This is a genomic window from Krasilnikovia cinnamomea, from assembly GCF_004217545.1.
GTDB classification, from domain to species: Bacteria; Actinomycetota; Actinomycetes; order Mycobacteriales; family Micromonosporaceae; genus Actinoplanes; species Actinoplanes cinnamomeus.
This window is the reverse complement of sequence record NZ_SHKY01000001.1, coordinates 2,469,750-2,495,389: the sequence shown is the minus strand read 5'-3', so window position 1 is coordinate 2,495,389 and position 25,640 is coordinate 2,469,750. Positions and strand designations below refer to the sequence as shown.

At 70.6% G+C, this 25,640-nt stretch carries 28 protein-coding genes; 11 read left to right on the top strand and 17 right to left on the bottom strand.

Going from position 1 to position 25,640, the window contains the following annotated elements:
* Positions 1-5: 5 nt before the first annotated feature.
* Positions 6-1,448, bottom strand: a complete 1,443-nt coding sequence (locus EV385_RS11170) for a GH1 family beta-glucosidase (RefSeq protein WP_130509416.1) — start codon at positions 1,446-1,448, stop codon at positions 6-8.
* Positions 1,449-1,565: 117 nt separating this feature from the next.
* Positions 1,566-2,327, bottom strand: a complete 762-nt coding sequence (locus EV385_RS11165) for a maleylpyruvate isomerase family mycothiol-dependent enzyme (protein ID WP_130509415.1) — start codon at positions 2,325-2,327, stop codon at positions 1,566-1,568.
* Positions 2,328-2,392: 65 nt separating this feature from the next.
* Here EV385_RS11165 and EV385_RS11160 point away from each other — a divergent pair, with 65 nt between their 5' ends.
* Positions 2,393-3,466 (top strand): UDP-N-acetylmuramate dehydrogenase, encoded by a 1,074-nt coding sequence (locus tag EV385_RS11160; RefSeq protein ID WP_130509414.1) that lies wholly within the window; start codon positions 2,393-2,395, stop codon positions 3,464-3,466.
* An 18-nt stretch (positions 3,467-3,484) separates the two neighbouring features.
* Here EV385_RS11160 and EV385_RS11155 read toward each other — a convergent pair whose 3' ends face one another.
* Positions 3,485-4,009, bottom strand: coding sequence for a CAP domain-containing protein (locus tag EV385_RS11155; RefSeq protein WP_130509413.1), 525 nt, complete (start codon positions 4,007-4,009; stop codon positions 3,485-3,487).
* Between the two features lie 469 nt (positions 4,010-4,478).
* On the opposite strand from EV385_RS11155, the gene EV385_RS11150 reads away from it, so the two are divergent.
* The 10 genes from EV385_RS11150 to EV385_RS11105 all read left to right on the top strand — a co-directional run bounded on the left by EV385_RS11150 (position 4,479) and on the right by EV385_RS11105 (position 12,660).
* Positions 4,479-5,177 (top strand): response regulator transcription factor, encoded by a 699-nt coding sequence (locus EV385_RS11150; RefSeq protein ID WP_130509412.1) that lies wholly within the window; start codon positions 4,479-4,481, stop codon positions 5,175-5,177.
* A gap of 124 nt (positions 5,178-5,301) precedes the next feature.
* Positions 5,302-7,620 (top strand): chemotaxis protein CheA, encoded by a 2,319-nt coding sequence (locus EV385_RS11145; protein ID WP_242624828.1) that lies wholly within the window; start codon positions 5,302-5,304, stop codon positions 7,618-7,620.
* A 1-nt stretch (position 7,621) separates the two neighbouring features.
* Positions 7,622-8,065 carry a chemotaxis protein CheW gene (locus EV385_RS11140; RefSeq protein ID WP_130509410.1) on the top strand — a complete coding sequence of 148 codons (444 nt, stop codon included), beginning with the start codon at positions 7,622-7,624 and terminating at the stop codon, positions 8,063-8,065.
* Complete coding sequence (locus EV385_RS11135; RefSeq protein WP_130509409.1) at positions 8,065-8,931, top strand: hypothetical protein; 867 nt, start codon at positions 8,065-8,067, stop codon at positions 8,929-8,931. The genes EV385_RS11140 and EV385_RS11135 overlap by 1 nt, the downstream gene beginning before the upstream one ends.
* Positions 8,932-8,947: 16 nt before the next feature.
* Positions 8,948-10,084 (top strand): protein-glutamate methylesterase/protein-glutamine glutaminase, encoded by a 1,137-nt coding sequence (locus EV385_RS11130; RefSeq protein WP_130509408.1) that lies wholly within the window; start codon positions 8,948-8,950, stop codon positions 10,082-10,084.
* Positions 10,081-10,926 carry a CheR family methyltransferase gene (locus EV385_RS11125; protein ID WP_130509407.1) on the top strand — a complete coding sequence of 282 codons (846 nt, stop codon included), beginning with the start codon at positions 10,081-10,083 and terminating at the stop codon, positions 10,924-10,926. Before EV385_RS11130 ends, EV385_RS11125 begins: the two co-directional genes overlap by 4 nt.
* 7 nt (positions 10,927-10,933) lie before the next feature.
* Complete coding sequence (locus EV385_RS11120; protein WP_130509406.1) at positions 10,934-11,320, top strand: response regulator; 387 nt, start codon at positions 10,934-10,936, stop codon at positions 11,318-11,320.
* Positions 11,317-11,805: a chemotaxis protein CheX gene (locus EV385_RS11115; protein WP_130509405.1), complete on the top strand. Its 489-nt coding sequence runs from the start codon at positions 11,317-11,319 to the stop codon at positions 11,803-11,805. Before EV385_RS11120 ends, EV385_RS11115 begins: the two co-directional genes overlap by 4 nt.
* Complete coding sequence (locus EV385_RS11110) at positions 11,802-12,164, top strand: response regulator (RefSeq protein WP_130509404.1); 363 nt, start codon at positions 11,802-11,804, stop codon at positions 12,162-12,164. Before EV385_RS11115 ends, EV385_RS11110 begins: the two co-directional genes overlap by 4 nt.
* A gap of 7 nt (positions 12,165-12,171) precedes the next feature.
* The gene (locus EV385_RS11105) at positions 12,172-12,660 is read left to right on the top strand and encodes a hypothetical protein (RefSeq protein WP_130509403.1); all 489 of its coding nucleotides are present in this window, start codon (positions 12,172-12,174) and stop codon (positions 12,658-12,660) included.
* Positions 12,661-12,670: 10 nt separating this feature from the next.
* Here the strand turns inward: EV385_RS11105 and EV385_RS11100 are convergent, their stop codons facing one another.
* The 14 genes from EV385_RS11100 to EV385_RS11035 form a co-directional block, all read right to left on the bottom strand.
* Positions 12,671-13,669, bottom strand: coding sequence for a sulfotransferase family protein (locus EV385_RS11100; protein WP_130509402.1), 999 nt, complete (start codon positions 13,667-13,669; stop codon positions 12,671-12,673).
* A gap of 115 nt (positions 13,670-13,784) precedes the next feature.
* The gene (locus EV385_RS11095) at positions 13,785-14,066 is read right to left on the bottom strand and encodes a hypothetical protein (RefSeq protein ID WP_130509401.1); all 282 of its coding nucleotides are present in this window, start codon (positions 14,064-14,066) and stop codon (positions 13,785-13,787) included.
* A gap of 3 nt (positions 14,067-14,069) precedes the next feature.
* Positions 14,070-15,683, bottom strand: coding sequence for a hypothetical protein (locus tag EV385_RS11090; protein WP_130509400.1), 1,614 nt, complete (start codon positions 15,681-15,683; stop codon positions 14,070-14,072).
* A complete protein-coding gene (locus EV385_RS11085; RefSeq protein WP_130509399.1) occupies positions 15,673-17,712 on the bottom strand; it encodes a flagellar biosynthesis protein FlhA in 2,040 nt (679 codons plus the stop codon). The genes EV385_RS11090 and EV385_RS11085 overlap by 11 nt, the downstream gene beginning before the upstream one ends.
* A gap of 174 nt (positions 17,713-17,886) precedes the next feature.
* Positions 17,887-18,981, bottom strand: coding sequence for an EscU/YscU/HrcU family type III secretion system export apparatus switch protein (locus tag EV385_RS11080; protein ID WP_130509398.1), 1,095 nt, complete (start codon positions 18,979-18,981; stop codon positions 17,887-17,889).
* Between the two features lie 69 nt (positions 18,982-19,050).
* Positions 19,051-19,815 (bottom strand): flagellar biosynthetic protein FliR, encoded by a 765-nt coding sequence (locus EV385_RS11075; protein ID WP_130509397.1) that lies wholly within the window; start codon positions 19,813-19,815, stop codon positions 19,051-19,053.
* A complete protein-coding gene (gene fliP / locus EV385_RS11070; RefSeq protein WP_242624827.1) occupies positions 19,812-20,702 on the bottom strand; it encodes a flagellar type III secretion system pore protein FliP in 891 nt (296 codons plus the stop codon). Before fliP ends, EV385_RS11075 begins: the two co-directional genes overlap by 4 nt.
* Entirely contained in the window at positions 20,702-21,202 is a 501-nt protein-coding gene (locus EV385_RS11065) for a FliO/MopB family protein (RefSeq protein WP_130509395.1), read from the bottom strand. The genes fliP and EV385_RS11065 overlap by 1 nt, the downstream gene beginning before the upstream one ends.
* A 6-nt stretch (positions 21,203-21,208) precedes the next feature.
* On the bottom strand, positions 21,209-21,958 hold the full coding sequence (fliN, locus tag EV385_RS11060; RefSeq protein ID WP_130509394.1) for a flagellar motor switch protein FliN: 750 nt from the start codon (positions 21,956-21,958) through the stop codon (positions 21,209-21,211).
* Positions 21,955-22,935 (bottom strand): flagellar motor switch protein FliM, encoded by a 981-nt coding sequence (locus EV385_RS11055; RefSeq protein ID WP_242624826.1) that lies wholly within the window; start codon positions 22,933-22,935, stop codon positions 21,955-21,957. The genes fliN and EV385_RS11055 overlap by 4 nt, the downstream gene beginning before the upstream one ends.
* Before the next feature lie 100 nt (positions 22,936-23,035).
* Entirely contained in the window at positions 23,036-23,485 is a 450-nt protein-coding gene (locus EV385_RS11050; protein ID WP_130509393.1) for a flagellar basal body-associated FliL family protein, read from the bottom strand.
* A gap of 16 nt (positions 23,486-23,501) precedes the next feature.
* The gene (locus EV385_RS11045) at positions 23,502-24,509 is read right to left on the bottom strand and encodes a flagellar motor protein MotB (protein ID WP_130509392.1); all 1,008 of its coding nucleotides are present in this window, start codon (positions 24,507-24,509) and stop codon (positions 23,502-23,504) included.
* 3 nt (positions 24,510-24,512) lie between these two features.
* Positions 24,513-25,301 (bottom strand): flagellar motor protein, encoded by a 789-nt coding sequence (locus EV385_RS11040; RefSeq protein ID WP_130509391.1) that lies wholly within the window; start codon positions 25,299-25,301, stop codon positions 24,513-24,515.
* Positions 25,301-25,570: a flagellar FlbD family protein gene (locus EV385_RS11035; RefSeq protein WP_130509390.1), complete on the bottom strand. Its 270-nt coding sequence runs from the start codon at positions 25,568-25,570 to the stop codon at positions 25,301-25,303. Before EV385_RS11035 ends, EV385_RS11040 begins: the two co-directional genes overlap by 1 nt.
* Between the last annotated feature and the right edge of the window lie 70 nt (positions 25,571-25,640).

The window sequence follows — 25,640 nt, the reverse complement described above, 5'->3', positions numbered from 1 at the left end:
TGCGCTCACTCCTCCGCTGGGGCGCGGTCGGGCAGACCGTTACGCCGGATCACCTCCTGATACCACCGTGCGCTGTCCTTCGCCACCCGCGCCTGGGTGGTGTAGTCGACGTGCACGATGCCGAAGCGTTTGGCGTAGCCCTCCGCCCATTCGAAATTGTCCATCAGAGACCACACGAAGTATCCCCGAAGGTCAACACCGGCGGACAGCGCGTCGTGGCAGGCCCGCAGGTGTCCGTCGAGGTACGCGATCCGCTCGGCGTCGCGGACCCGCCCGTCCGGGCCCGGCCCGTCCGGGTACGCGGCCCCGTTCTCGGTGATCAGCAGGGGGATGCCGTGGTAGTCGCGGTGCAGCCGCTCCAGCAGGCGGGTGAGCGCGGCCGGTTCGATCTGCCAGTTCATGTCGGTGACCGGGCCGACCGGGGCGCGGAACGCGACGCCCTCGGTGCCCGGGCTGTCCGGGTCGGCGGGCGTGCCGGGCCGCGCGGACACGTACGCGGGCTGGTAGAAGTTCACCCCGAGCACGTCGATCGGCGCGCTGATCAGCTCCTCGTCGCCGTCGCGCAGCCACCCGAGGTCGGTGAAGCGGCGCATGTGCTCGATCATGTCGGCGGGGTAGCGGCCGCGCAGCAGCGGGTCGAGGAACATCCGGTTGTGCAGCCCGTCGACGAGCCGGGCCGCCTCGACGTCGGCCGGGTTGTCCGGATCCACGGGGTACACGGCGGTCGGGTTGAGCGTGATGCTGATCTGCCGCGCCCCGGCCGCGCGCAGGGCACGGGCGGCCAGGCCGTGCCCGAGCAGCAGGTGGTGCACCGCGGCGAACGCGGCGGCCGGATCGCTGACCCCGGGGGCGTGCCGTCCGCTGCCGTAGCCCAGGTACGCCGAGCACCACGGCTCGTTCAGCGTGGTCCAGGTGCGTACCCGGTCGCCGAGGCGGCGGAAGGCGATCTGGGCGTACGCGGCGAACGCCTCGGCGGTCTCCCGTACGGTCCAGCCGCCCCGGTCCTGCAGGGCCTGCGGCAGGTCCCAGTGGTACAGCGTGACCACGGGTTCGATGCCCTTGGCCAGCAACTCGTCGGTGAGCCGGTCGTAGAAGTCGAGGCCGCGGGTGTTGACCGGGCCGGTGCCGTCGGGCTGCAGCCGCGGCCACGAGATCGAGTACCGGTACGACGCGAGGCCCAGCTCGGCCATCAGCGCCACGTCGTCCGCGTACCGGTGGTAGTGCTCGCAGGCCACGTCGCCGGTGTGCCCGGCGACGACTTTGCCTGGCGTGCGGCTGAAGGTGTCCCAGATCGAAGCGCCGCGGCCGTCCTCGGTCGCGGCCCCCTCGATCTGGTACGCGGCGGTGGCCGCGCCCCAGACGAAGCCGTCGGGGAAGCGCGGTCCCGCCGTCGCGGGCGCGCCGCTGGTTGCCGTCGTCGTCGACTCGGTCCAGACCGTGGCCGTCATGCCTGTCACCGCTTCCTGCCCGCCGCCGATGCGGTCGCCGGGCGCCGCACTTAACCGGTAAAGCATACGGCCACCGGCCTGCCGGGGAGGGGGGCGCCGATTCCGGAACCGGGCGGTTCAGCCCACTTGGAGCGCGGCGAACAGCCGGGGGTCGCCCGTGGTGACCAGCGCGTCGGTAGGGCGGCGACCGGTCAGGGTGAGCAGCAGCTCGCTGGCGGTGCCGCTGGCCTCGGCGCGGGCGTGGTGGTCGTCGGAGTCGAGGATCGTGCCGGTGTCCAGCAGCGCCACTCCGGTGCCGCGCAGCCGGACGAACCAGTCGTACGCCGCGTCCGTGGCCACCAGGTGCACCACCCCGTGCACGTCGGTCGGGCCGGTGCGCCGCCCGGCCGGCAGCCAGGTGTCCAGCACCTCGCTGATGCCGTCCGCGGCCAGCTTGGTCTCCAGCGGGGTGGCCCGCCCGACCGCCGTCTCGGCCTCCCAGCGGCGCAGCGCGATCTCGTGGGCCATCCGGCGCTGCCAGAACGCGGCCTTCTTCGGCTGCGGCGCCCAGTTCCAGGCGGGCAGCTCGGCGTCGATCGCGTCGAGCGTCTCGATCGTGCCGGTCAGCTCCCGGCGCAGGCCGTCCAGCGCGTCGGGCCAGGCGGGGCGCGGGTCGACCGGGACCGGGTCGGCCGGTGGGTCGGTCACGCCGCGCGGGGTGTGTTCGCGTACCCAGTGCAGCTCGGTGGTCAGGTGTCCGGCCAGGTCGGCCGCGCTCCACCCGGGGTGGGGCGGAATCGGGAGGTCGGGGTCCGCCTCCGCGAGGGCGTCCTGCAGGGCGGGCCCGTCGGCGCGCAGGGCCGCAAGCCAGAAGTCCTTCGTCGCGTGCAGCCTGTTCATCGGAATCTCCGCTCAACCCCGACCGCGTGAGGCACCCCGGGCGCTCGCGCCCTAGGGTGAACGTCGTGCCTGACGTTAGTGCTGACCGGGAGACCACCGCATCCCCAGCGGCCGCGCGTTCGCTGGGGGCGTACACGACGCTACGCCTCGGTGGCCCCGCGGGAGCGTTGACGGTGGCGACCGAGTCCGGCGAGGCGGTCGCCGCGGTCCGCGCGGCGACGTCGGCGGGCGAGCCGGTGTTCGTGCTGGCCGGGGGCAGCAACGTGGTGGTCGGCGACGCGGGATTCCCGGGCCCGGTGCTGCTGCTGCGCACCACCGGGACGCGGGTGGTCTCCCGGGACGCCACCGGGGCGGTGGTGCGGGTGGCCGCCGGCGAGCCGTGGGACGACGTGGTCGCCCGGACGGTGGCCGACGGCCTGTCCGGCCTGGAGTGCCTGTCCGGCATCCCCGGCAGCGCGGGGGCGACGCCGATCCAGAACGTCGGCGCGTACGGCCAGGAGGTGGCCCACACGATCGTGGCGGTGCACGCGTACGACCGCAGGGCCGACGAGGTGCGCGCCTACACCCCCACGGAGTGTGGGTTCGGCTACCGGTCCAGCGTCTTCAAGCACACCGACCGCTGGGTGGTGCTGGAGGTCGACTTCCGGCTGGCGGTCTCGGGCGACTCGGCCCCGATCCGGTACGCGGAGCTGGCCCGCCGTCTCGGCGTGGAGGTGGGCGAGCGGGTGCCGCTGCAACTGGCCCGGGACGCGGTGCTGAAGCTGCGCGCGGGCAAGGGCATGGTGCTCGACGCCGAGGACCGCGACACCTGGTCGGTGGGGTCGTTCTTCACCAACCCCGTGCTGTCGGCGGCACAGTGGGCGGCCCTGCGCGAGCGGGCGGACCCGCCGTCCTGGCCGGGGGAGCAGGGCGCGGTCAAGGTGCCGGCGGCCTGGCTGATCGAGCAGGCCGGCTTCCCGAAGGGGTACGGCCGGGACGGCGTGGCGATCTCCACGAAGCACACCCTCGCGCTGACCAACCGGGGCGGCGGCACCACCACCGCGCTGCTGGCACTGGCCCGGGAGATCCGTGACGGGGTGCGTGCCCGGTTCGGGGTCGAACTGCACCCCGAACCGGTCCTGGTGAACTGCGCGCTCTGAGCACCCCCGGCGGCGCGCTCAGAGCCGGCCGAAGAGCTGCGTGTAGTACGGCCTGCCGTCCGCGCCGAAGCTGACCCCCGTGCCGATGGAGCGGGCGGTGCAGTCGAGCATGTTCGCCCGGTGCTCCGGGCTGGCCATCCAGGCGGCGATCACGTCGTCGGCGGTCGGGTAGCCCCAGGCGATGTTCTCTCCGGACGGCTGGGTGTATCCGGCGGCGCGCGAGCGGGTCACGAACGTGGAGCCGTCGAGCCACACGTGGTTGAGGTCGCCGGTGAAGGCCATGTGCGCGCTCTGCTGGACCGAGGCGATGATCAGCTCCTGGTCGACGGCCAGGAGCCCGCAGCCGTTCGCCCACCGCTGCTGGTTGGTCTTCGTGACGAGCTGGGACATCAGATCCAGGGCCGGGGCGGGCAGGCGGGCCATGAGCCGCGCGGCGATGATCGCCGGGCTGGGGCTTCCGGCCTGGGCCGGCGTCGGTGCCACGAGCACGGGCAGCGCTGCGGCGGCGAGCACGGCTAGCTTGGGTACGGCGGAATGGAACACGTTCTGCCTCCGGGTCCACGGGTGGGCGCCAATCGCCCTCCTTGGCTATCGGACCGGCTTGTGGCGTTTTTGTCTCACATTTCGTGGTTCGCGATGTTCGTCGTCGGCGTCCGTGTCAGCCTGGTGGGATGGCCACCGCCAGTCGGGGTAAGGACGCTGGGTAAGCACGCGCGGTGGCGGTACGGACGGCCGGTTTGCGCGCCCCGGGGGTGCCGGGGCGGGACGTGCCTGCTGAGGGGCCTGAGGTCGAAGTCGGCGGATCCGCCCGGACCGGCCCCGGCGGGGGATGAGCACGCTAAACTGTCACTGTCCGTATATGAACCACTAGGTCGTCATACGACCGACCCGGTGACGTTTGTCTAGCTATCGTGGGGCATCTCGCCACGAAGTTGGCCGACGCCGCGCCAGGCGGGCCGGGGCACCGCGTCTGCCGACGCACAGCGGGGGTGTATGCCATGGGGATGAGGGCATGAGTCGCCTCCTGGTCGTCGAGGACGACCCGGACATCGCGCTCGCCCTGCGGCTGCTGTTCAGCCGGGCGGGGTACGAGGTCGCGCACGCCGGGGACGGGCGTACCGGCCTCAAGGAGGCGTACGCGGAGCACCCCGACCTGGTGGTGCTCGACGTCGGCCTGCCGGAGATGGACGGCTGGCAGGTGTTGGAACGGCTGCGTGACGTCTCCGACGTACCCGTGCTGGTGCTCACCGCGCACGGCCAGGAGGCCGAGAAGGTCCGCGGCCTGCGCGGCGGCGCCGACGACTACCTGACGAAGCCGTTCGCCAACAACGAACTCCTCGCCCGGGTCGAGGCGCTGCTGCGCCGCTCGTCGGCCGGGCAGAACAGCTGGGCCAGCCAGATCTACGACGACGGGCTCGTGCACCTGGACCCCACCAAGCGCCGCGTGTACGTCAAGGGCGATGAGAAACGTCTCACACCGACCGAGTTCCGCCTGCTCAACGCGCTGGTCCGGCACGCCGGCGCGGTGCTGTCGCCCAACCAGCTGCTGACCCAGGCATGGGACGACCCCACTGGAATCGGTCAAGAACGGGTCAAGTTCGCGGTCCTGCGGCTGCGCCGCAAGCTCGGCTGGTCGGACCCGGACGAATCACCGATCGAGTCCGTGCGCGGATTCGGCTACCGATACCGGCGCCCGGGAGGGGAGAGCTGAATCCGCCGAGGGCACTGGGCGCGGTGTCCTCAGGTGGCGGCCCCGGGAGTCGATGAGGGAACAGGAAGCCCCGAGCAGGAGGTAGGCCGTGGAAGACCTTGGTGAGATCGTTGGCGAATTTCTCATGGAGAGCCATGAGAATCTCGACCAGATCGACCGGGACCTCGTCGCCCTGGAACAGAACCCGGGCTCGCGGGAGCTGATCGCCCGTATCTTCCGGGCGATTCACACCATCAAGGGCACCAGCGGGTTCCTCGCCTTCACCCGGCTCGAGACGCTGGCGCACGCGGGCGAGTCGCTGCTGTCCCGGCTGCGTGACGGCGTACAGCCGGTGACGCCCGAGACGATCACGACGCTGCTGGCCACGATCGACGGCGTCCGTTCGCTGCTGGCGGCCATCGAGCACCGGGGCTCCGAGGGCGACATCAACGTCGACGGCATCATCGCGTCCGTGCACGCCCAGATGCAGTCCGAGGCACCCGCCCTGGAGGCCGCCCCGGCCGCTCCGGCCGCCGAGGCCGAGGCGCCCGCGGAGGTACCGGTCCCGCTGGCGGAGACGCCGGCGCGCCCCGCGCCCGAGCCGGTCGAGGGCCAGCGCCGTCCGCTCGGCGAGATGCTCGTCGAGTCCGGCGCGACCAGCCCGTCCGACGTCAGCTCGGCGCTGCAGCAGCAGCTCGAGGGCGACGAGCGCAAGCTCGGCACCATCCTGCTGGAGGAGGGCAAGGCGGCCCCCGCGGCCGTCTCCGAGGCCCTGCAGACCCAGGCTCCCAAGCGCAGCGTCGCGGACTCCGCGATCCGCGTCGACGTGGACCTGCTGGACAACCTGATGAACATGGTCGGCGAGCTGGTGCTGGCGCGTAACCAGCTCGTCCGCGGCGTGATGGAGCTGGGTGACTCCGGCCTCGTGCGCAGCGCCCAGCGGCTCGGCATGATCACCAGCGAGCTGCAGGAAGGGATCATGAAGACCCGGATGCAGCCGATCGAGCACATCTGGTCGAAGCTGCCCCGGGTCGTCCGCGACCTCAGCACCGGCCTGGGCAAGCAGGTCCAGCTGGTCATGGAGGGCAAGGAGACCGAGCTCGACCGCAGCCTGCTCGAGGCGGTCAAGGACCCGCTGACCCACCTGGTGCGCAACGCGGTCGACCACGGCATCGAAGAGGCCGACGTCCGGGTCGCCAACGGCAAGTCGCCGGAGGGCACCCTGGCGCTGCGCGCGTACCACGAGGGTGGGCACGTCGCGGTCGAGGTCGCCGACGACGGCGCCGGCCTCAACGTGGAGCGGATCGCGCAGAAGGCCGTCGAGAACGGTCTGATCCGCGCCGACCAGGTCGCCACCATGGACAAGCGCGAGATCATGGCGCTGGTCTTCCAGCCCGGCTTCAGCACCGCGCAGAAGGTCACCAACGTCTCCGGCCGCGGCGTCGGCATGGACGTGGTGAAGACCAACATCGAGCGGATCGGCGGCGCGGTCAGCGTCGACTCGACCCCCGGCCAGGGCACCGTCTGGCGCCTCACCATCCCGCTGACCCTGGCCATCATCCAGGCGCTCACGGTCGACTGCGGCGACCAGCGGTACGTGGTGCCGCAGGTCGCGGTGCTCGAGCTGGTCTTCATCGACGGCAACAGCACGAAGATCGAGTACGCCTCCGGCGCCCCCGTGTACCGCCTGCGTGGCAAGCTGCTGCCGCTGGTCCGGCTGGACCGCGCGCTCGGCTTCGACGTCGGCAGCGACCAGGGCGTCTACATCATGGTGCTGCAGGCCGACGGGCGCCGCTTCGGGCTCGTCGTGGACCGCGTCCTCAACACCGAGGAAGTCGTGGTCAAGGCCCTCAACAGCCGCCTGAAGGACATCGGCCTGTACGCGGGCGCCACGATCCTCGGCGACGGCAAGGTCGGCCTGATCCTCGACATCTCCTCGCTGGCGCGCCGCTCCCACCTGGGCGCGGACGCCGAACGGGAGAACATCGTCGGCGCCTCGCGCGCCGTCGGCACCGGCGACCGGGGCGAGCGCCTGCTCATCACCGCGGTCGGCGAGCGCCGGGTCGCCATCCCGCTGGACACGGTCACCCGCCTGGAGGAGTTCCCGCGGGACCGCATCGAGCAGGCCGGCTCCCGCGAGGTCGTGCAGTACCGCGGGCAGATCCTGCCGCTGGTGCGACTGTCGCAGCTGCTCGGGGCGTACAGCGAGGAACCGGAAGGGGACACCGTGCCGGTGGTGGTCTACAGCGAGGGCCCGCGCAGCGTGGCCCTGGTGGTCGACCGGATCGTCGACATCGCCGAGAACGAGACGACCGCCCGCCGCGACGCGGAGGAGGACGGCCTGGTCGGCACCGCGGTGATCCAGCAGCGGGTCACCGAGCTGCTGGACGTGCGGCGCGCGATCCTCGCCGCCGACCCGAACTTCTACCGTGACACGACCGACGAGCTGCTGGTGGAGGCCTGACATGGCGAGTCGTCAGTTCGCCACTTTCGAAGTGGCAGACCAGTTGTTCGGTGTCGAGGTGGACACCGTCCAGGAGGTGCTCTCGTACAACGAGTACACCCCCGTGCCGTTGGCCCCGCCGGCCGTCGGCGGGCTGTTCAACCTGCGTGGCCAGGTGATCGCCGCGGTCGACCTGCGGGTGCAGCTCGGCCTCAACCGGCAGGCGCTCGAGGGCCCGGTCATGAACGTCATCATCCGCGGTAGCGGGGAGCGCGAGCCGGTCAGCCTGCTCGTCGACCGCATCGGCGAGGTCGTGGACCTCGAGGACGAGGCGTTCGAGCCGCCGCCGGACACGCTCAGCGGGCCGACCCGCGAGCTGGTGGTGGGTACGTTCAAGCTGGACGGGCGGCTCATGTTGGCCCTGGATGTCAACCAGGCCGTCGACACGTACCGCGCTACGACCTGATGTACAGCCTGGTCAGCGCTCCTGTCCTCGGCTTCGACCTGACCCGCCTCGGTGGCGGGTCGGCCACCGCCGAGGTGCTCCTGCGTGCCCTGAAGCTGCAGCTCGGGGACCTGCCGGTGCTTGCGGAGCGGCTGCCCGACGAAGGTGTGCGCGGCCCGTTGTGGGTCGAGGTGGAGAGCGCGTCGCGCCGGTTGCCGACCCTCAAGGGGGTCGGCAACGACGCCAGTTCGCTGGCGTTGATCGAACGGGCGCCGATCGGTTCGGTGGACGCGCTGCTCACCTGCATCCGCTACGACGTGATGGCGTGGACCTGGCAGGGCACCGGGCGGGACGCGACGCAGAGCGAGGCCGCGGCGTCCGCCACGGCGCTGCTGTGCGACGCGGCGGTCGCCAGCTACCTGCGTGAGGTGCTGGACGAGCAGACCCGCCGGATGCTCGGCGCGGGCTGGGTCGCCGCGGTGAAGAAACTGCCCACCGGCGCACCGATCGACCTGGGACCGCACCACTACGCGATCTCGGCGCTGCTGGAGCGGCTGCGCTCGATCCGGCCGGCCGACCTGAACCGGCTGGTGCAGTCCGCCGAGGACGCCCGCCGCAACGCGGGTGGCTGGTCGCCGGCGGTGCACTCGGCGTCCTGGGCGGCGTATCTGTCCGACCGCGTCCGAACGGCCGCGGCGGCGCAGATGCTGCTGGTTCAGGCGATCGACATCGCGGCGATCCCGTTGGCCGACCGGGCCGGCGGGATCTGGAACATGCTCAGCGGCGCCGTGCAGGCGCTGGTGGTCAAGGACTTGCTGGACACCGCCACGGCACACCGGCTGCTCGCGCCGGTCATCGCGGCGCTGGGACCGACCTGGCTGGGGTGAGAGGAGGGTGGCCCGAATGATTTCCGTGCTCGTCGTCGACGACTCCGTCGTCGTGCGGCGGCTCATCGTGGACGCCCTCGGCGATTCCCCGAACATCGAGGTCGTCGGCACGGCCGCGAACGGCCTGCTGGCCCAGGCGAAGATCGACCGGCTCAAGCCCGACGTCGTGACCATGGACATCGAGATGCCGCAGATGAACGGCATCGAAGCGGTCCGGGAGCTGCGTAAGCGGCATCCGAGGCTGCCGGTCATCATGTTCAGCACGCTGTCGGCCGCGGGCGCCACCGCCACGCTGGAGGCGCTGTCCGCGGGTGCCACCGACTACGTCACCAAGCCGTCGAACGTCGGCTCGATCGCGCAGTCCATCGCGGCCGTACGCGAGCAGCTGGTGCCGAAGATCCTGGCGCTGGCGGGCTGGCAGCGCCCGGCCCGGCCCGCGCCGCCCCCGGCCCGTCCGGGCGCGGCACCGCCGCGTGGCGGCACGGCCACACCGAACCGCCTGGCGGTGCCGCCGCTGGCCCGCCCGGCCGCGCCGGTACGCAAGCGGCCCGGTGGCCGGGTGGACGTGCTGGCGGTCGGCTGCTCGACCGGCGGACCGGACGCGCTGACCAAGGTGCTGCTGGCGTTGCCCGGGGACCTGCCGGTGCCGGTCGTGGTCACCCAGCACATGCCGCCGGTCTTCACCCGCATGTTCGCCGAGCGGCTGGACCGCAGTACCCCGTTGCGCGTCGTCGAGGCCGCCGACGGGATGGAGCTCAGTGTGGGCACGGTCTACATCGCGCAGGGCGACCGGCACCTGGTGCTGCAGCGCCGCGGCAACGCGATCGTGACCCAGCTCAGCAGTGCACCGCCGGAGAACTCGTGCCGTCCGGCGGTCGACGTGATGTTCCGGTCGGTCGCCGAGATCTTCGGCGGGAACGCCTACGCGGCGGTGCTGACCGGAATGGGGCACGACGGACGTGTCGGAGCGAAGGTGTTGCGGGAGGCGGGAGCCGAGGTGTTGGCGCAGGATGAGGCGACGTCGGTGGTGTGGGGCATGCCCGGGGCGGTGGTAGCGGCCGGCCTGGCGGACGAGGTGCTGCCGCTGGACCGGATTCCGGCCGCCCTGGTCAGCCGCTTGAAGGTCGGACGTTCCGCGGCGGTGGCCCGATGACGTTGTCACAATCGGACTTCGCCTTCGTGTCCCAACTGGTCAAGCGGGAAGCGGCGATCGTGCTGGCCCCCGGCAAGGAGTACCTGGTCGAGGCGCGGCTGATTCCGGTCGCCCGGCAGCTCGGTGCGGGCAGCGTCGGCGAGTTCCTGGCCGGGCTGCAACGCCGCCCGAACGTCGCCGACCAGCAGCGCATCGTCGACGCGCTGACCACGAACGAGACCTCGTGGTTCCGCGACCGCGAGCCGTTCACCGCCCTGACCGAGGTGGTGCTGCCCGAGCTGGTGCAGGCCCGGGCCAGCGCCCGCAAGCTGCGGGTGTGGTCCGCCGCCAGTTCCAGCGGGCAGGAGGCGTACAGCCTGGCGATCACGATGCAGGAGGCCCTGCCGAGCGGGTGGGGCTACGAGATCATGGGCAGCGACATCTCCACGGAGATGATCGGGCGCGCCGAAAAGGGCGAATACAGCCAGGTCGAGGTGAACCGCGGCCTGCCCGCGACCACCCTCGTGCAGTACTTTGACCGGATAGGCACGCACTGGCGGGTCGCGCCGACATTGCGGCGCAACGTGTCGTTCCGGCTGATGAATCTGACCGCGCCGATTCCGGCGATGCCGCCGTTTGACGTCATTTTTCTCCGGAACGTGCTCATCTATTTCGACGTGGCTACGAAGAAGTCGGTGCTGCACAACGTCGCCAAGTTGCTCCGGCCGGACGGCTGGCTGTTCCTCGGCGCCGCGGAGACGACGATCGGCATCGATGACAACTACGAACGGGTGGCGGCCGGTCGGACGTCCGCCTACAAGATCCGAGCCGCGGTGCCAGCCGGTACCGCCAAGAGGGGATGAGCACGCGATGCGCGCCATGGTGATCGACGACTCTCGCGCGATGCGAATGATCCTGAAGCGCATCGTCGCGAAGCTGAACTTCGAAGCGGTGGAGGCGGGTGACGGCCAGGAGGCCCTCGACCTGCTCAACGGGATGGACGAGGTGCCGGAGCTGGCCCTCATCGACTGGAACATGCCGAACATGAACGGGCTCGAGTTCGTGACGAAGGTCCGTTCGGATCCGCGACTGCGCGAAATGACCCTGGTGATGGTCACGACCGAGAGTGAACAGAGCCAGATCGTCCGCGCGCTGGCCGCGGGTGCCCACGAATATGTCATCAAGCCCTTCACGGAGGGCGCAATGATCGAGAAGCTGGCCCTGCTGGGCCTCGTTCCCACCGGAGCAAACTCATGAGCGTCGATGTCGTGGTGAGTGAGGCCGAGCTCGCCGAAATGGTCGAGCAGGTCTGGATGTCGTATCTGGACCCCGAGGGGGTCGACCCGCTGATCGCCACCGGGGACGCCACCCAGGTGTGCGAGGTGCACTCGTCGGTGTCAATCACCGGATCCTGGAGCGGCCACGTCGTGTACGCCACCTCGATGACGGCCGCGCGCCGCTCCGCCGCCGCGTTCCTGGCCATGGAGCCGGACGAGGTGAGCGAGGAGGACCTCACCGACGTGCTCGGTGAGCTGGCGAACATCGTAGGTGGCAACGTGAAGGCGATGCTGCCGCCCGGTGCGCTGCTGTCGCTGCCGCAGGTCGTGCTCGCGCCCGAGTCGACCACGAAGTACCCCGCGGCCGAGCGGGTCACCGGCCTGTACGGCCTGTGGAGTGGCGAGCCGGTGTCCATTTCGATGTGGCAGAGCCGCGCGGACGTCAAGAAGGAGGAGGGCGAGTGAAGATTCTGATCGCGGACGACAGCCGCGTCATGCGGCAGATCGTCACTCGCACCCTGCGCCAGGCCGGCTTCGACGGGCACGACCTCATCGAGGCCTCCGACGGCAAGGAGACGTTGGACAAGGCGCAGGACGAGAAGCCGGACCTCATCATCTCCGACTGGAACATGCCTGAGATGACCGGTGTGGAGGTTCTGCGCAAGCTGCGTGCCGCGGGCAACAACGTGAAGTTCGGCTTCGTGACTTCGGAGTGCACGCAGGAGATGCAGGACGAGGCGCAGGCGGCGGGGTCACTGTTTTTCATCGTGAAGCCATTCACAGCCGAGCAATTCGACGAGGTGTTCTCTCCAATCCTGGGATGATGTGGTCATGTCCGATACCTCGGTTATTCCTGGCTCACTCGCCGTCCGCAATCTCTTCGAGGACCTCCTGGGCCGGGAGGTCAGCGTCAATCCAGGCAACCCGCTCGGCGCCGCGGACCTGCCCACCGCGGTCATCGCCATCTACACGGACACCTCCCAGCAGTTGTACGCGGTCCTCGGCATGGAGCTCAGCCTCGCCGCCAACGCCGGCGCCGCCCTCGGTCTGTTGCCGGCCGGTGCGGCCGAGGACAGCATCGAGGAGAAGAAGCTCTTCCCGAACCTTGCAGAGAACGTCTTCGAACTCTGCAATGTGCTGAGCAGCGTCTTCAGCAACGTCGAGGGCGCGCCGCGCGTCAAGCTCTACCAGGTCATCTACCCGGGCATGGATCTGCCCAACGATGCCCGGGCGCACCTGCTGGCCCTCGGCAAACGCCTCGACCTCACCGTCGAGGTGGCCCGCTACGGCAAGGGTGCCCTCTCGCTGTCGATCGCCTGATCCGCGCCGGTCACGCCTCGGGTGAGCGCGCATGGGGCACCCGGCGCGCCAACGGCTCCGGTCGCAGCCGGGCCGCCGCCCGGGTCAGGCCCCGCTTCGCGGGGGCCAGCCGGTGCGGCGCCGCCGACCAGCCGTACCGCAGCAGTTCGCCGCCGCCCACCCGGGACGCCCCGGACAGCTCGTATCCGCACGCCCGCAGCCGCCCACCGAGCGCGGTCTCGCAGAGCGCCACCTCGGCCGGGCTGAGCCGTTGCTGCCAACTTTGGACCCGCTGCGTGGTCACCGGGCCGTGGGTGCGCTCGTGCCACGTCTTGTGCGCCGGCACCGCCACCCGGGCGACCCGGCCCGGCTCGGACATCGCCGGATCGTAGGTCTCGCCGAGGAAGTCGCACAGCCGGGACAGTTCCGTCGCCGGGTCGGCCACCAGGTCCTCGTAGCGCAGCTGGTACCACTGGCCCGGGCCGAGGCGCCGGGCCGCCCGGCGGGCGTCGTCGACCGCCCGGGCCCACGCGGCGACCGTGGTGTACAGGTCGTCGCGGTGCCAGGACATCTCCTTCAGTGACGCCACGCAGTCGCGGCCGTCGCGGACGATGTTGACGATCTGGGCGTCCGGGAACAGCCGCAGGATCATGTCGAGGTTCTGCAGGTAGGCGGGGCGCTTGTCGCCCCATCGGGGGCGGCCGAAGCGGGCCGCGTACAGCCGGAAGACCTCCGCCAGGGCGGAGCCGAGGGTGGGCGCCCCGGCGACGATGGCCCGGACGGCCTGCTCCGGGTCCACGCCCAGATCGGCGAAGCGGGTCTGCTGGCGGTCGACGATCCACCGGGCGAGCGTCCACCGGTTCGCCGGATTCCGCAGATCCCCGAACGCCCGCCGGGCCTGGTACGCGTCGAGTACGAACCGGGTCTCGGGCGGGATCGCGATGCGCGGATGAGCATGCAGCATGAGCTGGAGCATCGTCGTGCCGGACCGGGGGCAGCCCACGACGATGATCGGACGGTCACCGGACACCCGGCTCACCTCCGGTGTGGTAGGGGTACACCGGGGGTAACGTAAGACATCGCGGGCTTAATAGGAGTAAACGGGCGATCAGCGTGTCGCCGTCACCGCCGGGCCGCTCGGTGCGTCAGGACGGGTGCTCGGCCGACTCGGGGTCGGCCGAACCGTCCGGTACCGGCTTGGCCGCCTCGGGGGTGACGGCGGGCTTGCTGGGCTCCGCCTCCGCCTCGGCGGTCTTGCCGTAGCCGGCGGTCACGAAGCGCAGGCCGGCCAGCAGCAGCGCGGCGATCGGCACGGCGATGAGGAAACGGATCAGCACCTGCGAGATGTCGATGTCGTCGGTGACGTACCGGTACACCGCGGGCGCGCTCATCAGCAGCGCGAACAGCAGGACGGCCGGACGGATCATCCGCTACCTTCCCCGGGCCGCCCGGCGTGGCGTCGCGGCCATCGGCACGATGTCGGACGCGATCCGGGCGCAGAGCATCGCCGCCCAGGCGTGCGGGGTCGCCGGCCGGCCGTCCAGCGAGTAGATCGGCACGTCCAGGCCGAGCACGGTCGCCGGATCCGTGGTGATCTCCACGTTGTGCACCACCAGCGCCTCGACGTCACCGAGCGTGCGCAGGTGCCGCGCGGAGTCGGGAGTCTTGCGGGTCGCGTCGACCACCGCCCACACGGCGGTCGCGCCGAGCGCGTCACACATGTCGTTGACCCAGATCGGGTCGGTGTCGCCGACCGGGGCGTCCAGCACCACGACCCAGGCGTTGTCGGCGGACTGCAGCTTCTCGGCGCGGGCGGCGGCCTGCGCCGGGGTGTGCATGACCCGGGAGGAGTGCATGCCGGTACCGGCCGCCGACGGGCCCGCGTACAGCAGGTGGTTGGCGTCCAGGTCGATCTCCCGCAGCAGCTGCTTGCCGATGCCGATCGCGTGCGCGACCTCGCCGGCCAGCACGAGGATGTCCCCGGGGGCTTCGGGGATCCCGGGCGCGGACGGGCGCGCGGCCAGCACGGAAAGCACTCCGGCATACGTGTCGCCGCCGGTGATCTGGGCGGCGAGCTGCTCGGGCATGCCGACCGAGAGCAGGTTCATCACCACGGGGTCGCTCTGCGCCGGGCGCAGCTCGGTCGAGGTGGCGGAGAACGTGGCGATCTCCGTGGAGGTCTGGTTCATGCCGTACGCGGCGGCGGCCGAGCGGGTGGGGGCGAGGGTGCTGGAGGTGGGGGTGTGCCGTTCGAACCGGACGTTCTCCTCGTCGGTCATGCCGAGGCCGCCCATCAGTTCGGCGAGGCTGGGCACCGGCGGCAGCGGGCGCACGGCGGCCGGGTTCTCGGCCGACGGCACGCCCATCCCGAGGGCGGGCCCACCCATCCCGGGCGCCGCCGTACCCATGCCGGACGCTGCCCTACCCATGCCGGATGCGGCCGTGCCCATGCCGGAGGCGGCCGTGCCCATGCCGGACGCGGCCGAACCGAGGCCGGACGCGGCCGAACCCAGGCCGCCGGAGCGCGCCCCGGCGCCGGTCGCCGTACCGCGCAGGCCGCCGTTGTTGACCGGCGAGCCGCTGGCCTCGGACGGGCGGAACGGCCGTACCGTCTGGGCCTGTGGCCGCTCCTGGGCCTGCCGGGCGGACGCCTGCACGGCCTCGGTCTTGTCCAGGCCCGCCATCAGCTGCGCGAAAGCGGCGCCGCTGCCGGCCATGCCGGGCCCCGGGGCGGCCTCGTCGTCGGCGAGGCCCCCCGAGGCCCCACCCTGGGTGATCCGGTCGCGCGACTCGGCGCGCTCCAGCAGCTGTTCCAGGCCGCGGGGCTCCTCGGCGGTGGCGGTGGCCGCCCGGCGGAACGGGTCCGCGCTGGGCCGGTCCTCGGGGTCGGGCACCTCCACGGCCAGCTCGTAGTGCTGCTTGGCGAAGAAGCCGCCGAAGCCGCCGCTACGCACCTTGTCCGCGGAAATGATGCGGACGCCGGAGCCGTACTCCTCCCGCACCTGGGCCAGCAGTGGTTCGATGGCTGGTCCCTCAAGCAACACCCGCGTAGGCACCGTTCACCACCCCCATGGTCTCGATCTGCGCGGTGGAACCGGAGATCTCCGAGTAGGACAGCACCTGCAGCTTCTTGCTGCCGGCGCGCAGCAGGCGCATGAGCGGCAGCCGCAGTTGCGGGGAGCAGGCCAGCACGGGGCTGAGCCCCTGCTGCTCGGCGCCCTCGACGAGGTGCCCGGCCTCGCTGACGATGGCCTCGGCCTTCAGGCCGTCGATCGCCATGAAGGCGCCGGTCTCGCTGGGTCGCAGCGACTCCAGCAGGCCCTGCTCCAGGATCGGGTCGAGCGTGATGACGGACAGCCGGCCGTGCGCGGTGTACTGGGCGGCGATGGCCGGGCCCAGCGCGGCGCGGGCGGCCTCGACCAGGCCGTCGTGGTCGACCGACACCTTGGCGCGCAGCGAGAGCGCCTCGAAGATGCGGACCAGGTCGCGGATCGGCACACCCTCGTCCAGCAGCCCCTGCAGCACCCGCTGGATCTGGCCCAGGCTGAGCAGCGCGGGCGTCAGCTCCTCCACCACGACCGGGTGGCTGCGCTTGACCGTCTCGGTCAGCGCCCGCACGTCCTCGCGGCCGAGCAGGCGGCTGGCGTTGCCGCGGACGATCTCGGCCAGGTGGGTGATGATCACCGAGGCGCGGTCGACGACCGTGGCGCCGGACAGCTCGGCCTGGTAGTGCAGCTCCTGCGGAACCCACTTGCCCGCCAGCCCGAAGACCGGCTCCACGCCGGCCCGGCCGGGCAGGGCCTGCAGGCCGTCGCCGATGGCCAGGACCGTGCCGGGCGGCGCCTGGCCGGTGCCGGCGTCGATCCCGGAGATCCGGATTGCGTACGAGGACAGCGGCAGGTCGAGGTCGTCGCGGGTACGCACCGGCGGCATGACGATGCCGAGCTCCAGGGCCATCTTGCGGCGCAGGGCGCGGACCCGGTCGAGCAGGTCGCCGCCGCCGGAGTCGACGAGGTCGACGAGGTCCGGGGAGAGCGCCAGTTCCAGCGGGTCGACCCGCATCTCGCCCATGAGCTGGTCCGGGGAGTCCGGCGAGGGCCGGTCCGCCTCGGCGGCGACGACCTCGACCTCGGGCTCCGGGTCCTTGACCCGCTGCGCAATGATCAGCACGGTCGCGCCGACCAGCAGGAACGGGATCTTCGGCAGGCCGGGAATGACACACAGCGCGAGCGCCGCGCCGCCGCCGATGCGCAGGGCCAGCTTGTTCTGGCTCAGCTGCTGGCTGACGCTGGTGCCCATGTCGCCGGAGGTGGCCGAGCGGGTGACGATGAGGCCCGTGGCGACCGAGAGCAGCAGGGCCGGGATCTGGGAGACCAGGCCGTCGCCGATGGTCAGCAGGCTGTAGTGGTTCATCGCGTCGGCCGGGGACATGCCCTGCTGCATCATGCCGATCGTGAAACCGCCGACCAGGTTGATGACCGTGATGATGATGGCCGCGATGGCGTCGCCCTTGACGAACTTCGAGCCACCGTCCATGGCGCCGTAGAAGTCCGCCTCGGCGGCGACCTCGGCGCGGCGTTTCTTGGCCTCGGCCTCGTCGATCAGGCCGGCGTTCAGGTCGGCGTCGATCGCCATCTGCTTGCCCGGCATGGCGTCGAGGGTGAACCGGGCGCCGACCTCGGCGACCCGCTCGGCACCCTTGGTCACCACGACGATCTGCACGATGATCAGGATCAGGAAGATCACCAGGCCGATGACCAGACTGCCGCCGACCACGAAGCTGCCGAACGCGTGGATCACCTTGCCGGCGTCGCCGTCGCGCAGCACGAGTCTCGTGGCGCTGATGTTGAGCGCCAACCGGAACAGCGTGGCCACCAGCAGGATCGCGGGGAAGACCGAGAAGTCCAGCGGCTTCTGCACGAACATGCTGACCAACAGGATCAGCAGGGCTGCGGTGATGTTCAGTGCGATCAGGAGGTCGAGGAGGAAGGTCGGCAGCGGCACGACCATCATCACGATGATGCCGATAACCCCGACGGGTACGGCGAACCTGCTGAGGTTCCTGTTCTTCACGGCACCTTCCGAGTGTGGGAAGTCCGGGGCCGATCCGTGCCCTGCTGGCGCGCCATCCCTGGCGTCCTTCTGATCGGCGGTCCGTCGCGGTCACTGAGCGGCAGTTTCCGGGCCCGGCGAGCCCATCGTCTCGCGGTTATGGCCGGGATGTGAGTAAATCTCCCACATTGGCCCCTATGCGGCGGCGGCCGTGGTTGCGTGCGGGTTGCGGTGCATACCGGCGGCGGAGCCCTTTGCCTTGAGACTCATCACAAACGCGAGCACCTTCGCCACCGCGCCGAACAACTCGGCCGGGATCTCGTGGCCCACCTCGGTGCCCTTGTGCAGGGCCCGGGCCAGCGGCACGTCCTGCACCATCGGGATGCGGTGCTCCGTGGCCAGCTCACGGATCTTCGTGGCGATCGCGCCCTGGCCCTTGGCCACGATGCGGGGTGCGCCCTTGGCCGGGTCGTAGCGCAGCGCCACGGCCACGTGCGTCGGGTTGACCAGCACCACGTCCGCGGTCGGCACGTCGGCCATCTGCCGGTTGCGGGCCATGGCCAGCTGCCGGGAGCGGATCTGCCCCTTGACGTGCGGGTCACCCTCGGTGTTCTTGTGCTCCTGCTTGACCTCTTCCTTGGTCATCCGCAGTTGCTTGTTGGTGCGGCGGCGCACCACGAAGTAGTCGGCCGCGGCCATCACGATGCCCGCCACGGCGGCGACCCGGATCACCGAGAGCGCCCCGTCGGTGACCACCGCGAGCAGGGTGCTGACCGGAAGCCGGCCCGCCGTCATGAGCAGCGGCACCATGTCCTTCATCGTGGCGTACAGCACACCGGCGAGCACGGTCGTCTTCACCAGTGCCTTGGTGCCCTCCCACAGCGACTGGGGGCCGAACATCTTCTTGAGCCCCGGCAGCGGGTTGAGCCGGTTGAACTTCGGCAGGAACAGCTTGGTGGCGACCCGGATGCCGCCCTGCCCGCCCGCCGCGGCGATGCCGACCACCATCATGGTCAGGGCCAGCGGGAGCACGGTCCACGTCGCGCTCAGCAGCCCCTCCCGGAGGATGCCGAGGGCGACGTGCGGGTCGGGATCGGCGATCGTGGCGGGGATCTTGCCCATCAGTTCCCGGGAGTGATCCATCGCCGCGCTCAGCGTCTTGGGCAGCACGATACTGGCGGCCAGCATGCCCACCCAGGCGCCGATGTCTTGGCTACGCCCGATCTGGCCTTCCTGCCTGGCCTTCTTCAGCCGTTGCGCGGTGGGCTGTTCGGTCTTCTCGCCGGCCACGTCACCTCCCCGGGTCTGCTGTCATCCCGTTCGGCGCGAACCGGCCGGCGCTGAGCCCGACCCGCGGTGTCAGCCGCCGCTGAGCTGCACGACCGCGGTGACCGCCTTGTCGATCAAGGAGTCCAGCGCGCGGGGGAGCGCGGCGATCGCGATCCCGGACAGCGCGAGCACCAGGAAGATCTTGGCGGGGAACCCGAGCTGGAACGCGTTCAGAGCGGGCGCCACGCGGTTGAGCAGCCCGAACGCCACGTCCGTGAGAAACAGGATCGCGACCAACGGGCCCGCGATCTGCAGCGCGGCCAGGAACATCTCGCTCACCCCCTCGGTGAGCACCCGGCCCAGCGTGGCCATCGAGAACGACGCGTTCAGCGGCAGCGTCTCGTACGACTGCAGAAACCCGCGCAGGATCATCTGGTACGCGTCCGTGGCGAACAGCAGCGTCATCGCGACCAGGTTGTAGAAGCGGCCGAACACCGAGCTCTGGCTCAGCGACAGCGGGTCGAACGCGTACGCCAGCGTGAAACCGCCGAACACGTCGAGCAGGTCGCCCGCCGCCTGCAGCGCCGCGAAGTACAGCGCGGTGATGAACCCGAGCGAGGCGCCGACGAAGAACTGCAGCGCCGCGCTCGCGATGATCGCCGGGGCGGTCATCGCGGGCAGCGACGTGGTCAGGTACGGCGTCATCGGTATCGCGATCCCCACCGACATCAGCGCCTTGACCGGAGCCGGGATGAGCCGCGAGTTGAACGGCGGGCTGACGACCAGCCACGCCCCGGCCCGTACTGCTCCGAGCATCACAGCGAGGAGCGTGGCCAGCGGGGCGTCGAAGTTCATCCGTAGCTCGCCACTAGCGCCGTGATGATCAGACTCCACCCGTTGACCAGCACGAACAGCAACAACTTGAACGGCAGCGCCACAGTCACCGGTGGCAACATCATCATGCCCAGTGACATCAGTGACGCGGACACCACCATGTCGATGATGATGAACGGGATGAAGATGACGAATCCGATGATGAACGCCGCGCGCAGCTCCGACAGTACGAACGCGGGCACCAGCGTGGTCATCGGCAGGTCGTCCTGGTTCGCCGGCGTCGGCTGGCCGGAGACGCGCACCATCAGCGCGATCTCGTCCGGGCGGGTCGTCTTGAGCATGAACTGCCGCAGCGGCTGGATGCCGTCCTCGAACGCCTGCGACTGCGTCTTGGTGCCGTTGAGGTACGGCTGCAGACCCTGCTCGTTCATCTGGGCCAGCGTGGGGCCCATGATGAACAGGCTGATGAACAGCGCCAGCCCGGCCAGCACCTGGTTCGGCGGCATGCTGGTCAGCCCGAGCGCGTTGCGGGCGATCCCCAGGACCATGAACACCTTGGTGAACGGCGTGCACACCAGCAACAGCGCGGGCAGTACCCACAGCAACGTGATGCCGAGCAGGATCACCAACGAGTTGGCGGGCCGGTTCTCGCCGTTCACGTTGACGTTGACGTTGACGGCGCCGCTCGGCGGGATCGGCGCGGCCGGTGTGGTCGGCGCGACCGGCGCCCGGTACGCCACAGGAACCATCGGAGCGTGCCGAGCCGGGGCGGGAACGGCCGGGGCGGGAGCGGGTGCGGGAGCGACCGGGGCGGGCGCCGGGGCCGGGGCTGGGTCGGCCGACGCCGGGGCGGCCGGCGCGAGCGCCAGCGCCAACCCGGTCAGCAGCAGTACGAACCCGCGGCGCATCATCGCCTCGACGTCCGATCGCGGAGGAACTCCATGGTCGCCCGCCAGGTGCTCGGCGACAGCAGTGAGCCGTCCAGGCGGCCGCCGCGGTGCCGTACCGCCAGGTCCGCCGGCAGCGTCACGTCCGCGAGCGTGGCTTCCGGCCTCAGCGCGACGGGATCACGCTTCTTGGTGTGCACCGGCGGGAGCGTGACGTCCTGCTCCAGCGAGACCGGGTCGCGCTTCTTCGTGTGCACCGGCGGAACCGGCTCGAACGGCCCCAGCGCGGTCTCACCGAGCAGGCTCACGTACTGGTCGGTCACGCCGAGGATGAGTGCCTTGTCGGCGACCTGCACCACCGTCACCACCGCGCCGCGGGCGAGCTGCTGACGGTCCAGTACGGCGAGGTTGGGCGTCCTGTGGCGGCCGGTAAGCGGGCGCCGGACCACCTTGGCCAAGCCCCACATCAGGCCGAACACGATCAGCAGCGAGAAGCCGATCCGCAGGACGAGTTCGATCACGGACGGCTACCCCTGTTCACTGCCCGGGGCGACGATCTCCGTGATCCGGATGCCGAAGTTCTCGTCGATGACGACGACCTCGCCGCGGGCGATGAGGCGGCCGTTCACCAGCAGGTCCGCGGGGCTGCCCGCGGCCCGGTCCAGCTCCACGATCGCGCCGGGCACCAGCGACAGCAGCTCCCGCACGCTCATCCTGGTCCGGCCCAGCTCCGCCGAGACCTCCATCTCGACGTCGTGCAGCATGTCCAGGCCACCGCGGATGGCGCCGATCTCCGCCCGCCGGGCCGGGACCCCGCCCGGACCGGCTTCCGCGGGCCAGGGCGTGAGCGAGAGCGCCACGATCGCGCGTACGGTCTCGCCGTCGAGCAGCGGCACGGCCACCGCGCCCGGCTTGGCGGCCAGCGCGCTGAGCGCGACGGCGGGCTCCATGACCTGGCCCGGGTCCAGCACGACCGGCCCGAACGTACGGGCGGCGGCTTCCAGGGCCGGGCGTACCGCCGCGGTCAGGTCCAGCTCGCCGAGCGGGCTCTCCTTGAGCGCGTCGGCCAGGTCCTGCCCGACGACCACGACCACGTCGCCGGTCGCGGCGCCACTGAACCGGGCGGTGATCGCCTGTCCGTCGGGCAGCGCGTCCTCGCTGGCCGCGACCGGTACGCCGACGACCAGCTCACGGCTCGTGGGAAGGACGGCGCGGGCCGCCTCCGCGGCGCTGCGCGCCAGCGCGACCTGCGGCTCGGTGATGGTGGGCGCGGTCACAGGCGGCCAACCTCCTTCGACGGTTCCTGGGGCGACGGCACGACGAGACACGCGAGCCGGGCGCCCTGATTACCCGGTACGGCGTGGGCGAAGACGGTGTCGTTGACGGTCACGTCGAGCGGCACGCTGATCGGGTGCCCCAACGGCACGACGTCGCCGGGGCGTAGATCCACGATGTCATCGGTACGCATCCGAATTGGGTGGAATCGGACCGCAACATCGATCGGCGCGGCAGAAAGTCCGCCCGTCAGGTTCCGCAGCGCGACGTCGCGGGCCAGCCGCTCGGCCGGGGTCAGCTCGATCGCTTCATGGTGTTCCAGCACCGGCAGGATCGTGTTGAACGGCAGGCAGATGCTCGCCACGCACTCCTCGGTGCCGATCTTCATCTCGAACGAGGCGATCACCACCGCGTCGCCCGGCTGGTGTGCCCGCAGGAACTGCGCGTTGTACTCGATGTCCCGCAGCTTCGGGTTGATGTCGACCAGCGTCTCGAAGCCGTAGCGCAGTTCGCCGAGCATCCGCTCCATCAGGCCGCGCAGCAGTGGCATCTCGACGTCGGTCAGCGGGCGCTCCGGTTGGGGACCGCCCGGACCACCCAGCATGTGGTCGATGGCCGTCATCACCGCCGGTGAGGACATCTCCATCAGCACCGTGCCGGGCAGCGGGTCGAGGGAGACCAGCGCCAGGATGGTGGGGTTGGCCAGCGTCGCGACGTACTCGTCGTAGTTGAGTTGCTCGATCGAGTTCAACGTCACGCTGCTGACCACCCGCAGCCGGGTGGTCAGCAGCGTGCCGCAGCCGCGGGCGTACGTCTCGAACGCTATCTGCAGCGTCCGGACGTGCTCGCGGGACAGCTTGATCGGGCGCCGGAAGTCGTACGGTGCCGGCCCTCCGGTACCGCGGCGCGACATCTTGCCCCGCCCGACGGCCGGCATGGTTCCCCGCCCGGTGGCGGGCGCAGACGGAGAGTTGGTCACGTCGTCCTCATCGGCTCGTTTCGCGAACCACTGAGCCCGTGGGTCGCTTTGTCCCCAGGTACGCCGGATGGGCAGGTCGATGCCCGGTCCGGCGCCACCGTCACTGCGTCACGAACTGGGTGAAGTAGATGTCCATGACCAGTTGCTTCTTGTCCTTGCGGTATGCCTGGTCGAGCTTGGCGAGCAGGTCCTGCTTGGCCTTCGCCCGACCCTTCTCGTTCTCCAGCACCGCGATGTCCAGGCCGGTGTACTGGTCGATCGCCAGGTCACGCGCCTCGGCGGTGTCGATCTCCTCCTCGCCGGCGTCCGCGGTCATCTGCATGGCGAAGCCCAGTTTCAGATAGTGCCCGGCGGACAGGTTGATCGTCAGCGGATCCTCCAACGTGACGACCACGCCCTTCTCCGGCGCCTTCGGCGTGGCCTCCGCCTTCTGCGACGCGAACAGCATGTACCCGCCGGCCCCGCCACCGCCCAGCAGAATGACCGGGCCCAGGAGGAACAGCAGCAGCTTGCCCTTCTTCTTCGGCGCAGCCGAATCCTTCTCGCTCATCGAAACCTCCTTGTCGTCAGTCGTGCGTGGTCGTGGTGGTGGACGGGGTGGTGCCCGCTTCGGCGTTCGCCTCGGCGTTCGCCTCGGCCGTGGTCTGGCCGACGTGCGGCTTCGCGTCGTCTCCCGCGGCGGCCGGCAGCAGCCCGGCCTGATCCGGCTTCAGCATGGTCAGGACGACCACGTCGACCCGGCGGTTCATGGTGATCGCCCGCGGGTCCCTGGGGTCGATCAACGGCTTGGTGTCGGAGTACCCGACCGCGCTCATCCGGCTCTTGGCCAGCCCGTGGTCGGTCAGGTAACGGACCACCCGCGAGGCGCGGGCAGCGGACAGCTCCCAACCGCTCGGGTAGAACGTGGTCGGGGAGTTGAGCTGGTTGGTGTGGCCGTCCACCTCGATCGGGTTCGGCAGCGCCAGCAGCGGCGGCGTCACCGCGTCCAGGATCTTGGCCCCACCCGGCCGCAGGTCGGCCCGGTTGCCCGCGAAGACCACCTCGTTGGTCACCACGGTGACCACCAGACCCCGCCGGTCGATCGTGAACCGCACCTGGTCGAGCAGCTTCACCTTCGCGAGTGCGTCCGCGATCTTCCGCTCGATCTTCTTGAGGTCCTCGGCCTCCTTGGCCGCCGCGTCGGCGTTCTTGGAAGCCCGGATCCGGCCCTCGGCCTGGATCGCCCGCTGGACCGCCTGCTGCTGCTCCTTGGTCATCTTCTGCGTACCGGAGGTGCCGTCGTCGGGCCGCGCCCCCGGGTCGATGTTGAGCAGCTGCGCGGCCGGGCCGTCCCCGTCGAGGGTCGACGTCTGGCCCTGGAAGACAACCGTCGGCGCCCCGAAGCCGGCGGACAGACCCGCCGCCAGCTCGTTGAACTTCTTCTGGTCGACCGTACTCATCGCGAACAGCACCACGAACAGCACGAACAGCAGCGTGAGCATGTCGGCGTACGACACGAGCCAGCGCTCGTGATTGACGTGCTCCTCGTGCTCCTCGTGGCCGCCCTTGCGGCGCCTCGCGCTCTTTGTCGCCATCGGCTACGCCGCCTTCTTGGTGGACGCGGCCTCGGCGGCCTTGCGTACCTCCGGCGGGAGCAGACTGCGCAGCTTCTGGGCCACCAGGCGCGGGTTCGAGCCGGACTGGATGGCCAGCACACCGTCGATAATCAGCTCCATCTCCTCGCACTCGACACCGGAGAGCCGGGTGAGCCGGGAGGCGATCGGCAGCCAGATCACGTTGGCGCTCATCACGCCCCACAGCGTCGCGACGAACGCGGCGGAGATGGAATGGCCCAGCGTCTCCGGCTTGCTGAGGTTCTCCAGCACGTGCACCAGGCCCATGACCGTGCCGATGATGCCGATCGTCGGCGCGTAGCCGCCCATGCTCTCGAAGATCTTCATGCCGGCCTTGTCGGCCTTCTTCTTCGCGGCGATCTCGGCGTGCAGGATGTCGTGCAGCTCCTCCGGGTCGGTGCCGTCGATGGCCAGCTGCAGGCCGCGCTTGAGGAAGGGGTGCTGGACCTCCTTGACCGCGTCCTCCAGCGCCAGCAGGCCCTCGCGGCGCGCCCGCTCGGCCAGCTTGACGATGTCGTCCACGAGCCGGGTCGGCGGCGCCACCTTGGCGAGGAACGCCTTCTGCAGCAGCTTGGGGAAGTTGAGGGCGTCCTTCAGCACGCCGCCGGCCATGGCGGCCATGAACGCGCCGCCGAACACCAGCAGCAGCGACGGAATCAGCAGGATCGACGCCGGCGAGCCACCCTCCAGGATCTGGACGGTGAAGACGATGACCAGGGCGGCGACAACGCCGACGATGGTGGCGATGTCCATCAGCGGTCCTTTCGGTGCAGCGGGAGCACCACGGCGTCCTGCGATTCATCGGAGGCGGGCGCTTCGGCGTCCTCGATGCGGCTCGCCTGGGCGATCAGGGAGGCGCGGTAGTGGCGGACCGAGTCGATGAACTCGGGCACAGACTCCGCGATGACGTACTTGGTGCCGTCCACCAGAGTGATGACCGTGTCGGGCGTGCAGTCGGCACGCTCGACCAGGTCCGGGTTCAGGGCGAACACAGCACCGTTGAGGCGGGTTACGAGGATCACGGGTCCGTCCTTGGTCGTTCGTCGGCTGGTCGGGGCCATCCGTGGCCCGTCACATGTCCATCGGACATGC

Bases quoted from the DNA above. Each gene is read 5' to 3' on its own strand.
- EV385_RS11040 (WP_130509391.1), bottom strand. From the start codon at position 25,301: ATGGACATCGCCACCATCGTCGGCGTTGTCGCCGCCCTGGTCATCGTC.
- EV385_RS11115 (WP_130509405.1), top strand. From the start codon at position 11,317: ATGAGCGTCGATGTCGTGGTGAGTGAGGCCGAGCTCGCCGAAATGGTC.
- EV385_RS11105 (WP_130509403.1), top strand. From the start codon at position 12,172: ATGTCCGATACCTCGGTTATTCCTGGCTCACTCGCCGTCCGCAATCTC.
- EV385_RS11145 (WP_242624828.1), top strand. From the start codon at position 5,302: ATGGAGAGCCATGAGAATCTCGACCAGATCGACCGGGACCTCGTCGCC.
- EV385_RS11125 (WP_130509407.1), top strand. From the start codon at position 10,081: ATGACGTTGTCACAATCGGACTTCGCCTTCGTGTCCCAACTGGTCAAG.
- fliP (WP_242624827.1), bottom strand. From the start codon at position 20,702: ATGCGCCGCGGGTTCGTACTGCTGCTGACCGGGTTGGCGCTGGCGCTC.
- EV385_RS11045 (WP_130509392.1), bottom strand. From the start codon at position 24,509: ATGGCGACAAAGAGCGCGAGGCGCCGCAAGGGCGGCCACGAGGAGCAC.
- EV385_RS11130 (WP_130509408.1), top strand. From the start codon at position 8,948: ATGATTTCCGTGCTCGTCGTCGACGACTCCGTCGTCGTGCGGCGGCTC.
- EV385_RS11050 (WP_130509393.1), bottom strand. From the start codon at position 23,485: ATGAGCGAGAAGGATTCGGCTGCGCCGAAGAAGAAGGGCAAGCTGCTG.
- EV385_RS11170 (WP_130509416.1), bottom strand. From the start codon at position 1,448: ATGACGGCCACGGTCTGGACCGAGTCGACGACGACGGCAACCAGCGGC.
- EV385_RS11140 (WP_130509410.1), top strand. From the start codon at position 7,622: ATGGCGAGTCGTCAGTTCGCCACTTTCGAAGTGGCAGACCAGTTGTTC.
- EV385_RS11135 (WP_130509409.1), top strand. From the start codon at position 8,065: ATGTACAGCCTGGTCAGCGCTCCTGTCCTCGGCTTCGACCTGACCCGC.
- EV385_RS11120 (WP_130509406.1), top strand. From the start codon at position 10,934: ATGCGCGCCATGGTGATCGACGACTCTCGCGCGATGCGAATGATCCTG.
- EV385_RS11165 (WP_130509415.1), bottom strand. From the start codon at position 2,327: ATGAACAGGCTGCACGCGACGAAGGACTTCTGGCTTGCGGCCCTGCGC.
- EV385_RS11150 (WP_130509412.1), top strand. From the start codon at position 4,479: ATGAGTCGCCTCCTGGTCGTCGAGGACGACCCGGACATCGCGCTCGCC.
- EV385_RS11095 (WP_130509401.1), bottom strand. From the start codon at position 14,066: ATGATCCGTCCGGCCGTCCTGCTGTTCGCGCTGCTGATGAGCGCGCCC.
- EV385_RS11075 (WP_130509397.1), bottom strand. From the start codon at position 19,815: ATGAACTTCGACGCCCCGCTGGCCACGCTCCTCGCTGTGATGCTCGGA.